The organism is Acidovorax sp. YS12, from assembly GCA_021496925.1.
Classification (GTDB): Bacteria; Pseudomonadota; Gammaproteobacteria; order Burkholderiales; family Burkholderiaceae_C; genus Paenacidovorax.
This window is the reverse complement of the sequence record CP053915.1, coordinates 887,211-899,483: the sequence shown is the minus strand read 5'-3', so window position 1 is coordinate 899,483 and position 12,273 is coordinate 887,211. Positions and strand designations below refer to the sequence as shown.

The window sequence follows — 12,273 nt, the reverse complement described above, 5'->3', positions numbered from 1 at the left end:
TTTTGCATGAAAACCGGCGCAAACCCTTTGCAGTCAAGCGCAAGCAGCTACGGAAAACGAAGCATGGAGAGGCGCTTCAGACCGGCTTGCGGGCCTGCGAAATGAAGTCCTGCACGTAGTCGATGGCGAGATCTGCCTCGCGCATGCCCAGGTGGATCTGCTTGGCGATGCCCTTGGGGCCCAGGCGCACGGGCACCACGTCCATGCGCGTGGCGTACTCCTGCGCCAGCCAGCGCGGCAGCGCCGCCACGCCGCGGCCGCTGGCCACCATCTGCAGCATGATGTCGGTGGTCTCGATGGTTTTGTGGCGCTGCGGCGTGATGCCCGCGGGCAGCAGGAACTGGGTGTAGATGTCGAGCCGGTCGGTGGCCACGGGGTAGGTGATGAGCACCTCCTGCGCGAGCTGCCCGGGCCTGGCGTACGGGGCCTGGGCCAGCGCGTGGCCGCGCGCCACCACCAGCACCTGCTCGTAGTCGAACACGGGCTCGAAGCGCAGGCCGGGCTTGTGCAGCGGGTCGGGCGTGACCAGCACGTCGATCTCGTAGCCCAGCAGCGCGCCGATGCCGCCGAACTGGAATTTCTGCTTCACGTCCACGTCCACGTCGGGCCACGCGGCGAGGTAGGGCGACACCACCTTGAGCAGCCACTGGTAGCACGGATGGCACTCCATGCCGATGCGCAGGCTGCCGCGCTCGCCCTGGGCGAACTGGCGCAGGCGCTCCTCGGCCAGGTCGAGCTGCGGCAGCACCCGATTGGCCACCGCCAGCAGGTACTGGCCGGCCTGCGTCAGGCGCAGGCTGCGGCCCTCGCGCAGCCAGATGTCGGTGCCGAGCTGCTGCTCCAGCTTCTTCATGCTGTGGCTCAGGGCCGACTGGGTGACGCACAGCTTGTCGGCGGCGGCCGTGAGCGAGCCTTGCTTCTCGACCTCCTGCACCACGGCGAGATGGATGCGTTCCAGCATGATATATGAATGAAATTGATCGATATGTGAAATAAGACCATTTTACTTCATCGAATGCAGTGCCTACCATGCGCCCGTTTCCTTCGTTTTCCTCCCGTTTACTGCTTTCACGAACACCGACATGACGACGATCCACAACCTTGGCTTTCCCCGCATCGGCGCCCGCCGCGAACTGAAGTTCGCGCTGGAGTCCTACTGGAAGGGTGCCTCCTCGCGCGACGAACTCACGGCCCTGGGCGCCCAGCTGCGCCAGCGGCACTGGCAGGACCAGGAGGGCCTGGACCTCGTGCCCGTGGGCGACTTCTCGTTCTACGACCAGGTGCTGGACACCAGCTTCCTGCTCGGCAACCTGCCCGAGCGCGTGCAGGGCTTTCACGGCGACGCGCTGGACAACTACTTCCGCGTGGCGCGCGGCCGCTCGGCCCGGGGCACCGAGGACCACAGCGCCTGCTGCGGCGGCGTGGCCGCGGGCGAAATGACCAAGTGGTTCGACACCAACTACCACTACATCGTCCCCGAGTTCAACGCCGCCACCGAATTCAAGCTCGACGCCGCGCGCCTGTTGGCGCAACTGGCCGAAGCCCAGGCCCAGGGGGTGAACGCCAAGCCCGTCATCGTCGGCCCGGTCACCTACCTGGCCATCGGCAAGGCCAAGGACGACTCGAACAAGCTGGCGCTGCTGGAACGCCTGCTGCCGGTCTATGCCGAGCTGCTCGACACCCTGGCCGCGCAGGGCGTGGAATGGGTGCAGATCGACGAACCCATCCTCGTGACGGAGCTGGATGCCGACTGGCAGCACGCCTTCAACACCGCCTACCACCACCTCAAGGCGGCCAAGGTCAAGATCCTGCTGGCGACCTACTTCGGCCAACTGCAGGAGAACGCCTATCTGGCCGCCAACCTGCCGGTGGCCGGCCTGCACGTGGACGCCATCAACGACCAGGGCGGCGTGCAGCCGCTGCTGGGCCTGCTGCCGGCGCACAAGGTGCTGTCGCTGGGTGTCATCAACGGCCGCAACATCTGGAAGGCCGACCTGGCGGCTGTGCTCGACTGGGTCGAGCCCCTGGCCCAGCGCCTGGGCGAACGCCTGTGGATCGCCCCGTCGTGCTCGCTGCTGCACGTGCCGGTGGACCTGGACAGCGAACAGAAGCTCGACCCCGAGGTCAAGTCCTGGCTCGCCTTCGCGCTGCAGAAGCTGGGCGAGCTGCGCGTGCTGGGCAAGGCGCTGCGCGACGGGCGTGACGCGGTCAAGGCGGAGCTGGCCGCCAACGCCGCAGCGCTGGCCGCGCGCCGCGCCTCGCCGCGCGTGCACAACCCGGCGGTGCAGGCGGCGGTGGCGCGCATCGGTGCCGACCTGGGCCAGCGCGAGAGCGCCTACGCCAAGCGTGCGGCCAAGCAGGCCGCTTTCCTGAAGCTGCCGGCCTATCCCACGACCACCATCGGCTCCTTCCCGCAGACCGCGGAGATCCGCCATGCGCGCAGCGAATTCAAGGCCGGCCGCCTGGACTACCCCGGCTACCAGGCCGCGATGCGCGCTGAAATCGAGCGCAGCGTGCGCGAGCAGGAGAAGCTGGAGCTGGACGTGCTGGTGCACGGCGAAGCCGAGCGCAACGACATGGTCGAATACTTCGGCGAGCAGCTCGAAGGCTATGCGTTCAGCCAGTTCGGCTGGGTGCAGTCCTACGGCTCGCGCTGCGTGAAGCCGCCGATCCTGTTCGGCGACATCAGCCGCCCCAAGGCCATGACCGTGGAATGGATCACCTACGCCCAGTCGCTCACCCACAAGCCCATGAAGGGCATGCTCACCGGCCCGGTGACCATCCTCAACTGGTCCTTCGTGCGCGACGACCAGCCGCGTTCGGCGTCGTGCAAACAACTGGCACTGGCCATCCGCGAAGAGGTGCTGGACCTGGAGAAGGCCGGCGTGCGCGTGATCCAGATCGACGAGGCGGCGCTGCGCGAGGGCCTGCCGCTGCGCCGCGCGCAATGGCAGGAATACCTCGACTGGGCGGTGGAGAGCTTCCGCATCACCGCCAACGGCGTGCGCGACGAAACGCAGATCCACACGCACATGTGCTACTCGGAGTTCAACGACATCATCGCGTCGATCGCCGGGATGGATGCCGACGTGATCACCATCGAGACCAGCCGTTCGGACATGGAACTGCTCGACGCCTTCGAGAATTTCCAGTACCCCAACGAGATCGGCCCCGGCGTGTACGACATCCACTCGCCCAACATCCCGACGCAGGAGCACATTGTCCAGCTCATGAAGAAGGCCGCCGAGCGCGTGCCGGCCGGGCGCCTGTGGGTCAACCCCGACTGCGGCCTCAAGACACGCCAGTGGGAGGAGGTGATCCCGGCGCTGAGCGCCATGGTCTCCGCCGCCAAGACGCTGCGTGCCTGCGCAGCCTGAGCGGCGCTGCTTCGGCATGTTCTCCGGCACATCGATGCCGGGCTGGCGCACCGCACCTATAATGCGGTGCTTCTGCGGGTGTAGTTCAATGGTAGAACGGCAGCTTCCCAAGCTTCATACGAGGGTTCGATTCCCTTCACCCGCTCATTTTGAGAATCACACCCGCCGTGTGACTCTGAGAAGTTTCCTAAGTTGTTGAAATAACAGGAAATTTTTCGTCTGGGCTTCGCTGGCAATCAGTGGAATCTGCCCACAGCTTACCCAATCAAGTACATTTTTCGGGCCAACAATGCGATATCCGGGTCACCGCATTGATGCGACTTGAAGGACGTCCCGCATCCACGGCATGAAAGCCAGGATTCGCAGGCGTGGAACCGGTTCCTCTACCTCCGGAGCGGCACAGTGTTTGCATCCGCCTGCCCTACGGACGTACGAAACTCCGCGTGGGCCGAGAAAGCCCCCGCCGTCAGGTCGATGTCGGCGCCTGAGATGCCAGCCCTGCGCGCTGCGTCCTGCCATCCATCGACCGCTGCTGCCACCTCTTCCACCACCTGCCGGGCAGGGCTGTCCGCAAGCCCGTAGAACGCCGCCGTGCTGAGAACCGTCTCCAGGCTCGGCCGGTTGTCGACATCGTCGATGTTCAGGACATGCTCCGCCTTGTCGATGTTCGGGTTGACATCAAACGCTGGCGCGAGGCGCCACCCTGTCTTGCCAAGCACGAAGCCGTGGTTGCGCAGGTGATCGTCCCGGTTGCCGACCGCGACGTTGAATGCCACGCGGCGGAACAGTTGTGCCAGGTCTGCGCCTGCATGCGTCAACTGCCCGCGCTGAAGGGCGGTCGGCAGAGCAGCCTGGAGCAGATCGCGAGTGTGTTCAAGAAGTACGTGTCACCGAACAGCACTGCGTGCGGCGGGCGATTGTGCCCAGCGAGGTAGGCCACGAAGCACTCGGCCACGCTGTCACTCAGGCCGGCTGATTCGTAGAACTGCCACACGTTGAACAGATTGCGCACCCGCTACAAGGAATGCGACATTTACAACTAAATTGAACACATGTGTTCAATTTTTCATTTTCCGTCTAGAATTCATTGCAATTTGCTGAACCCACATCGTCTCGCCCATGACACAGCGCAATCGACTCTTACTGGCACTTTCCCTTGCGGGATTGGCCCTGCTCACCGCCACGTACTGGTGGAAGCATCAGCGCGTGGATACCTGGCCCGCGAGCTTTCACCGCGCCAATGGACGTCTGGAGCTGACCCGGATCGATGTCGCGGCGAAGTACCCTGGGCGTCTGGTCACGTTGCAGGTTCATGAAGGCGATCCGGTGGAGGCCGGGCAGATCCTGGGGACTCAGGAAGGCGATGAGCTCCTGGCGAAACTGGCGCAGGCCGAGGCCGCTTTGGGGCGCGCACTTTCCGAGCAGGCTCGCGCGCGGTCCGGGCAGGATGCCCAGACCCGCAAAGTTGCGCTCGCGCGCCTCGAATGGCAGCAGGCGGAGGGCTTGCGGGCTCAGCAAGAGATTTCTGCCGTGGAATTGGACAAGCGCCGCCTCGTGTTTGAGGCGGAGTCGGCGGCGCAGGCAGGTTCCAGCAATCAGGTGACCACTGCGGGACATGCCGCAGATGAAGCCCGGGCGCAAATCAGACTGATCCAGACGATGCTCGATGGGCTGAAATTGCGCGCCCCCATCGCCGGACGGGTGGAATACAGATTGGTGGAGCCTGGTGCCATGCTGCCGCCTGGCGGGCGGGTGGCGGTATTGCTGGATCCTCAGGATGTCTCTCTGACCGTGTTCTATCCCGCCGCGGTGGCCGGGGCGTTGAAGGTCGGTGACGAGGCGCGCATTGTGCTGGAGGGCTTCGAGGGCCGGGCACTGCCCGCCACCGTCGATATGGTTGACTCCGACGCGCAATTCACGCCCAAGTACGTTGAAACCACCAGTGAACGCCAGAATCTCGTTTACCGGGTCAGGCTGCGTGTTCCGCGTGAGGTGGCGAGCGAGTTCAACGGCAAGCTCAAGGGCGGCGTGATTGGCGACGGCTACGTGCGCACGAGCGTCGAGTCCTGGCCTGTCGGCTTGCAGGTCCAGCAGCGATGACGTCCCACGCTTTCGGCGATGGAGCCCCGGGCGCGGTGGTGGTGGAAGGGCTCGGCCATCGCTATTCCAGTACCGTGGCTCTGCGGGACGTATCCCTGACCCTGCCGGCTGGTGCCAGTATTGCCCTGCTGGGGCCGGACGGAGTCGGCAAATCGACTTTGCTGGCCCTGGTGTCGGGCGTCAAACGCGTGCAGCAGGGGCGGGTACGCGTGCTCGGTCAGGACATTGCCGACCCGCGCAAGCGCAGCGCCCTGTCCTCGCGTGTGGCGTTCATGCCGCAGGGCCTGGGCCACAACCTGTATCCAACCCTGAGCGTTTACGAGAACGTCGATTTCTTCGCCCGCCTGTTCGGGCTGGATGCGGGCGAGCGGCACGCCCGTATCGAACGCCTGCTGCAGGCCACGGGCCTCGCGCCCTTTCCCGACCGTCCGGCGGGCAAGCTGTCTGGCGGCATGAAGCAGAAACTGGGGCTGTGCTGCGCGCTGGTGCACGACCCGGATTTGCTGATCCTGGACGAGCCCACCACGGGGGTGGATCCGCTGTCGCGTCGGCAATTCTGGGCGCTGGTGGACGATTTGCGCCGCGAGCGCAAGGATATGACGGTCGTCATTTCCACCGCCTACATGGACGAAGCCGAGCGCTTCGATCAGTTGGTGGCCATGGACGATGGACGTATCCTCGCCCAGGGGAGTCCCGACGAACTCAAGCAGCGTACGGCTTGCTCCACCTTGGAGGAGGCTTATGCCCAGTTTCTCCCCCCGGAGCGGCGCCCGCCCGCCGAAAAGCTGGCCATCCCTGCCTGGAAGGATCCTGGCGGCGCCCCGGCGATCCAGGCTAGCCATCTGACCCGCCGCTTCGGCGACTTCATCGCGGTGGACGATGTCAGCTTCCGCATTGGACGGGGCGAGATTTTCGGCTTCCTCGGCTCCAACGGCTGCGGCAAGAGCACCACGATGAAGATGCTGACGGGCCTGCTCGACATCTCCAGCGGCAGCGCCGAACTGCTCGGGCAGCCCATTCACCACGGCGACATGGAGACCCGCATGCGGGTGGGCTATATGTCGCAGGCTTTCTCGCTGTATGAGGAACTGAGCGTGCGGCGCAACCTGATGCTGCATGCGCGGCTGTATCGAATACCGGCGCAGGAGGCGGCAACGGTCGTGGAGCGCGCGCTGCTGCAGTTCGAGTTGCAGCCGTATGCGGATCTGCAGCCCTCCTCGCTGCCGCTGGGCATCCGCCAGCGCCTGCAACTGGCCGCGGCCTGCCTGCACCAGCCGGAAATCCTGATCCTGGACGAGCCCACTTCCGGTGTCGATCCTGCCGCGCGCGACATGTTCTGGCGTCATCTGGCCGAGCTCTCGCGTAACAAGGGCGTTACCATCTTCGTGTCCACGCACTTCATGAACGAGGCCGAGCGGTGTGACCGCATCTCGCTGATGCACCGGGGCCGGGTGCTTGCGGTTGGCACGCCGGCCGATCTGGCGGGCCAGCGCGGCCTTGGCAACCTGGAAGAAGCCTTCATCGCTTACCTGGACGACGTGGAGGCCGATAGACAGGGGAACGCTTCGGACCACGAGCGTGCCGCCGTGGCGCTGCAGGCCGCCCGCGGACCCGGCGAAGCGGCATCCGCGCCGCGTTCGGGTTTGCGGCACTGGCTGGCGATGGCATGGACCTTCGCTCGCCGGGAGACGCTCGAACTGGCGCGGGACCGCCAGCGCCTGGCCTTCGCCCTGCTGGGGCCGATCGTGTTGAGCATCATCGCCGCCTACAGCATTTCCTTTGACGTGGCGAACATTCCGTTCGCGGTGCTCGACCATGACCGCACCGCAGCCAGCCGCGGCTTCATCGAGCAGTTCCAGGGGTCACCCTACTTCATCGAGAGGCCGTCACCGCCCGACCGCGGGCGGGGGGATGACCTGTTGCGTGACGGAGAACTGCGCTTGCTGATCGATATTCCGCCCGGTTTCGGCCGCGACCTGATGGCTGGCAGGCAACCCGTCGTCGATTTCGCCGTGGACGGCGCCGTGCCGTTCACCGCCGCCAATGTGCGTGCCTATGCCAATGCCATCACCCTGGACTACACACGGAGGCTGCTCGGGCAGCAGCCGGTGGCCCTGGAGGTCGGGGCTGCGCTTCCGATCAGGGTCGAGGCGCGCTTCGTCTACAACCAGGACTTCCGCAGCATCTATGCGATTGCGCCAGGCGTGCTCATGCTGGCGACGATCCTGATTCCTACCATGCTCACCGCCTTGGGCGTAGTGCGCGAAAAGGAGGTTGGCTCCATCGTCAATCTCTATGCGTCTCCTGCCAGCGTCGGCCAGTTCCTGGTCGGCAAGCAGTTGCCCTATGCCGTACTGGCCGCTCTCAGTTTTCTCACGCTGGTGCTGCTGACTGTGGTGTGGCTGGGCGTGCCATTAAAGGGATCGTTCGCGGCGCTGTTTCTCGGCGGGGCGCTGTTCGTTCTGGTGGTCACCGCGCTGGGGCTGCTGGTGTCGACCCTGGTCAGCTCGCAGGTCGCGGCGATTTTCGGTACGGCGCTGCTGTGCCTCATCCCTTCGGTCAACTTCTCCGGCCTGCTGTACCCGGTCTCGACGCTGACGGGAGCCAGCTATTGGCTGGGGCAGTTCTTCCCTTCCACCTGGTTCCAATTGGTCAGCCTGGGCACTTTCTCCAAGGGGTTGGGGCCCGCCAGCTTCGGCCAGGCCTATTTCATGCTGGCGGCGACCGCGCTGATCTGCCTGGTCGGCGCACGGCTTTTTCTGCGTAAGCAGGAGGCATGAGATGGGACGCTGGCTGGTCAATGTCGGGCTGCTGGTGGGCAAGGAACTGCGCAGCGTCATGCGCGACTACATCCTGATGGCATTGATCGTGTTCGCGTTCACGGCCGCCATCGTTTCGATTGCGCACGGCATTCGCGCCGACGTATCGAATGCCTCGGTGGCAGTGATCGATGATGACCGCTCGCAACTGAGCCTGCGGCTGCGAGACGCGATCCTGCCGCCGTACTTCAAGACGCCGGTTGAAATCCCGCGCGACCGGGCAGGGCCGGACATGGACGCGGGCCGCTATATCTTCGTGGTGCAGTTTCCGCCGCGATTCGAGGCCGACGTGCTTGCGGGCCGCCGACCGGGCGTGCAGGTGCTGGTGGACGCGACCGCAATGACGCAGGCAGGTCTGGGCGCCGCCTATTTCCAGCAGATCTTCCTGGTGGAGACCCTGGCCTGGATGCGCTCGCGTGATTTGCAATCGATGATGCCGCTCGTTGTCGAGAGCCGCCTGCACTTCAATCCCAACAACGAATCGTCCTGGTTCACTTCGGTGATGCAGATCGTCACCAACATCACGATCCTATCGATCATCCTGGTGGGAGCCGCGGTCATCCGGGAGCGCGAGCACGGCACCATCGAACACCTGCTGGTGATGCCGGTGCGCGCGAGCGAAATCGCGATGGGCAAGATCCTTGCAAACGGTCTGGTCATACTGGTAGCTTCGATGCTGTCCCTGTGGCTGGTGGTGCATCTCGGCCTGGGCGTGCCCATCGCAGGCTCCTGGCTGCTGTTCGCCGCCGTGATGTCGCTGTACCTGTTCTCCACCACCGCGCTGGGCATGTGGCTGGCCACGCTGACTTCGACCATGCCGCAGTTCGGTCTGCTGGTGGTGCCCGTGTATGCGATCTCCTATCTGCTTTCCGGCGCGGCCACACCCGTGGAGAGCATGCCTGTGCTGCTTCAGGGCATTGTGCAAATTCTGCCCACGACCCAGTTCGTCGCACTCTCGCAGGCGGTGCTGTACCGAGGCGCCGGGGCCCAGACCATCGCTGCGCAGATCATTGGCATTGCCCTGTCTGGCGCACTGTTTCTCGGCCTCGCGCTGTCGCGCTTCCGTTCCATGCTGGCAAGACAAGGTTGATCATGAGACTCCTGCGCTGTTCTGCGCTTCCCCATTGCGTGCTTCTGCTGGGCCTGCTTGCTGGCTGCAGTTCCATTGTTCATGTCGAGCCTCCTTCCCCGCAGGCAAGTCCGCCGCAGGCATTCAGTGCGCCTGTGGCGCGTATGCCGGGTGACGAACAGGACGTGCGTGCGTGGTGGCATGTCTGGAACGACCCGGCGATGCACGCGCTGATAGACCAGGCGCTGGCCGCGAACCCCGACATCCGTACTGCGCAGGCCAACCTCGAAGCTGCCCGGGCGATGGTCACTGCGGCCGAGTCCGCGCTGTACCCAACGCTCTCCGCCAATGCGGCTGGCGTCACCGGGAAAATCGACTGGCGGGATCAGGATCCTTGGCGCGCGATGCTGCCGCCCTTGACCTCCAGCATTCCACCCCCCAGCCAAGTCAAAGGCTACGGAGCCGGTGTGTCCGCGGCTTGGGAGCCAGACGTATTCGGCGGCAACCGTGCCAACGAGCAGGCCGCCCGCGCCGCAGCCGCCATCGCAGAGGAAAGGCTGCATGGCGCGCACGTCCTGGTGGCGGCGGAGGTCGCCGGAAACTACCGCCAGGCGCTCGCGCTGCGTCAGCGCCTGGCGATCCTCGACGAGTCCATCGCCACGACCAAAGAACTGCACCGGTATGTGCAGGCCCGCTTCACGGCGGGGCATGTGAAGGCGGCCGAGGTCGCCCTCACGCGCGCCCACCTGGAAGAACAGCAGGCGGCGAGACCTTATCTTGCAGCGCTGTTTGAAACACGTCTGCGCCGGCTGGCCGTGCTGTGCGGACTGCCGCCACAACATGCGCCGGCGCTGGCGTCCGAAGCCATGCCCGTCCCGCCGCCGCCCAGCGGTCAACTGCCATCCAGCGTCCTGAATCGCCGGCCGGACGCACGTGCCGCGCTGTGGGCGGTGGAGGCTCGGGTGGCGCAGCTCAAGCGCCTCAAGGCGGATCTGCTGCCCAGCTTCGGCATCGTATTCCTGGGTGGCGATGGGCGCCTGACGTTCGATACCATTCCCGATGTCTCCGGTTTCGGAGGACTGATGGGCCTGCGCGTTTCCTTGCCCTTGTTCAATGCCGGTCGCCTGAAGGCGAATGTCCGTGCTGGCGATGCTCAATTGCAAGCCGCAGTGGCCGACTACGACAAAGCGGTATTGGCGGCACTGGAAGACGTGGAGAATGCCTATGGCATGCGCTTTGGGCTCGATGCTCGAATATCGGGGCTGGAGCGCAGCCTGGATGCGTCTCGCCACGTTGCTGAATCGAAGCGACTGCTGTTCGATGCGGGAGAAGCGACCCGTGACGAGGTTCTGAAGGCCCGGGTTGAGATCACCCGAACGGAGGATGCCTTGGCGCAGTTGCGCATGGAGCAGGCCATCGCCAGCGTGCAGCTCTATCAGGCGCTGGGTGGAGGCTGGTGACTGCAAGCGTATTTTGAAAATTGGAGCGATTCGTGTGACAACACTGACTGCAGCCCAGCAACGTCTTCACGCTGCGGCGCTGAAGCTATTTGCCGAGCGGGGCGTGACCCAGGTGAACGTGCGGGAACTCGCCCATGCTGCAGGCGTGGCCCGAGGCACTGTATACAACAATCTCAGCGATCCCGCCCGGTTGTTCGATGAGGTCGCCGCGCAGTTCGCCGAGGAGATGAATGACCGGATTGTGGCGGGCTTCGATGGAATTACCGATCCCGCGCAGCGGCTGGCGAACGGCATTCGGCTCTACATCCGGCGGGCGCACGAAGAGCCCCACTGGGGGCGATTCCTGACCCACTTTGGTTGCAGCAACGCGTCACTGCAGCAGATTTGGAAGGGACAGCCAGCCTTGGACTTGATGGAGGGACTGCAGACCGGGAGGTATCACTTCCAGCCCGAGCAGCTCGCTTCCGTCATCGGCTTGCTGGGGGGCTCGGTATTGGGCGCGATCTTTGTCGTGCTGGAAGGTTTCAAGACCTGGCGCGACGCGGGTTCGGACACCGCCGAACTGGTGCTCGTTTCACTGGGCGTGTCTCGTGCGGAAGCCCGTGCACTGGCCAGCGCCTCTCTACCGGCATCGAGGCCGTCCACGACACAAGCGGCATAGCCGCTTGTTCAACAGGCATCGTTTCCGCTCTAGGCATCGAGTCGCGCCGTAGCGCGGGAGATCAGCGAAATTGGTGGTACGGGCAGGGGTTCCAATGGCGCGAACGCAACGTTGCGGGCTTTCTGCTCGTCGAATCCGAGCGCACGCAGCAGTGTCAACACCACCTGTTCCGGATAGTCGCCGCCGACCTCGCCGGTCGTCAAGCGGACGATGGCCGCCAGCGCGAAGCCGCTGACCAGATCGAGGGCCACCTCGACAGGGATCCTCACGAAACGGCCGGAGGCGAAGCCAGCTTCGAGGTGGGGCGGCAGGTACTCATAGATGAGGTTGTTCGGGCTCGCCAGGTGGAATGCGGCGCTCACGACGAAGCGCGCGAACAAGGGAAAGTCCCTTGCGCGGTAGAGGTAGAGCCGCACGCCATGGGCGATGCGGGCGGCGGGATCCTCGTGGCGGCTCACCGCGCCCTCGATGCCTTCCAGCAGTTCGTTGCTCAGTTCCTGCACGACGGCGGCCAGCAGTTCGTCATTGGTCCTGAAGTAGTTGTAGAAGGTCCCTTGTGAAACTTCCGCGGTGGCGATGACGTCCTGGATGACGCTTGCGCCAACGCCTTTTTCGGCAAACACGGCCAGGGCGCATTCGACGAGCCGCGCCTGCATCCGTTCCCGCCGCTCTGCGGCAACCCGGGTTCGATGGTCGGCGTTCGGCATCTTGGACATAGGTAGGGATGAAAGGCTCAAGAGAAAGAAAAGCAGGAGTCTAGGTGAAAACGACAATGTTCTCATAATGA

Annotated in this window: 8 protein-coding genes, 1 tRNA gene and 1 pseudogene; 7 read left to right on the top strand and 3 right to left on the bottom strand. The window is 64.7% G+C overall.

Annotated features, from left to right (window positions below):
- Positions 1–76: 76 nt before the first annotated feature.
- A complete protein-coding gene (locus YS110_04250) occupies positions 77–961 on the bottom strand; it encodes a LysR family transcriptional regulator (protein ID UJB64031.1) in 885 nt (294 codons plus the stop codon).
- A 121-nt stretch (positions 962–1,082) separates the two neighbouring features.
- On the opposite strand from YS110_04250, the gene metE reads away from it, so the two are divergent.
- Both metE and YS110_04240 read left to right on the top strand, forming a co-directional pair.
- The gene (metE, locus tag YS110_04245) at positions 1,083–3,377 is read left to right on the top strand and encodes a 5-methyltetrahydropteroyltriglutamate--homocysteine S-methyltransferase (protein ID UJB64030.1); all 2,295 of its coding nucleotides are present in this window, start codon (positions 1,083–1,085) and stop codon (positions 3,375–3,377) included.
- 74 nt (positions 3,378–3,451) lie between these two features.
- A tRNA-Gly gene (locus YS110_04240) sits at positions 3,452–3,522 on the top strand.
- 238 nt (positions 3,523–3,760) lie between these two features.
- On the opposite strand, the pseudogene YS110_04235 reads toward YS110_04240, so the two are convergent.
- A pseudogene (locus tag YS110_04235) lies at positions 3,761–4,189 on the bottom strand (HipA domain-containing protein).
- Between the two features lie 307 nt (positions 4,190–4,496).
- Between YS110_04235 and YS110_04230 the strand changes: the two are divergent.
- From YS110_04230 to YS110_04210, 5 genes are read left to right on the top strand one after another with little or no spacing between them, the layout of a single operon-like run.
- The gene (locus tag YS110_04230) at positions 4,497–5,477 is read left to right on the top strand and encodes an HlyD family efflux transporter periplasmic adaptor subunit (protein ID UJB64029.1); all 981 of its coding nucleotides are present in this window, start codon (positions 4,497–4,499) and stop codon (positions 5,475–5,477) included.
- Positions 5,474–8,257, top strand: coding sequence for a ribosome-associated ATPase/putative transporter RbbA (rbbA, locus tag YS110_04225; GenBank protein ID UJB64028.1), 2,784 nt, complete (start codon positions 5,474–5,476; stop codon positions 8,255–8,257). Before YS110_04230 ends, rbbA begins: the two co-directional genes overlap by 4 nt.
- A 1-nt stretch (position 8,258) precedes the next feature.
- Positions 8,259–9,386, top strand: a complete 1,128-nt coding sequence (locus tag YS110_04220) for an ABC transporter permease (GenBank protein ID UJB64027.1) — start codon at positions 8,259–8,261, stop codon at positions 9,384–9,386.
- A gap of 2 nt (positions 9,387–9,388) precedes the next feature.
- Positions 9,389–10,825: a TolC family protein gene (locus YS110_04215; protein UJB64026.1), complete on the top strand. Its 1,437-nt coding sequence runs from the start codon at positions 9,389–9,391 to the stop codon at positions 10,823–10,825.
- Entirely contained in the window at positions 10,749–11,486 is a 738-nt protein-coding gene (locus tag YS110_04210) for a TetR/AcrR family transcriptional regulator (protein UJB64025.1), read from the top strand. Before YS110_04215 ends, YS110_04210 begins: the two co-directional genes overlap by 77 nt.
- A 29-nt stretch (positions 11,487–11,515) precedes the next feature.
- On the opposite strand, the gene YS110_04205 is transcribed toward YS110_04210, so the two are convergent.
- Positions 11,516–12,202, bottom strand: coding sequence for a TetR/AcrR family transcriptional regulator (locus YS110_04205; protein ID UJB64024.1), 687 nt, complete (start codon positions 12,200–12,202; stop codon positions 11,516–11,518).
- Positions 12,203–12,273: the final 71 nt, after the last annotated feature.

Coding starts and splice junctions, on each gene's coding strand:
- YS110_04215 (UJB64026.1), top strand. CDS start 9,389: ATGAGACTCCTGCGCTGTTCTGCGCTTCCCCATTGCGTGCTTCTGCTG.
- rbbA (UJB64028.1), top strand. CDS start 5,474: ATGACGTCCCACGCTTTCGGCGATGGAGCCCCGGGCGCGGTGGTGGTG.
- YS110_04230 (UJB64029.1), top strand. CDS start 4,497: ATGACACAGCGCAATCGACTCTTACTGGCACTTTCCCTTGCGGGATTG.
- YS110_04220 (UJB64027.1), top strand. CDS start 8,259: ATGGGACGCTGGCTGGTCAATGTCGGGCTGCTGGTGGGCAAGGAACTG.
- YS110_04250 (UJB64031.1), bottom strand. CDS start 961: ATGCTGGAACGCATCCATCTCGCCGTGGTGCAGGAGGTCGAGAAGCAA.
- YS110_04205 (UJB64024.1), bottom strand. CDS start 12,202: ATGTCCAAGATGCCGAACGCCGACCATCGAACCCGGGTTGCCGCAGAG.
- YS110_04210 (UJB64025.1), top strand. CDS start 10,749: ATGCCTTGGCGCAGTTGCGCATGGAGCAGGCCATCGCCAGCGTGCAGC.
- metE (UJB64030.1), top strand. CDS start 1,083: ATGACGACGATCCACAACCTTGGCTTTCCCCGCATCGGCGCCCGCCGC.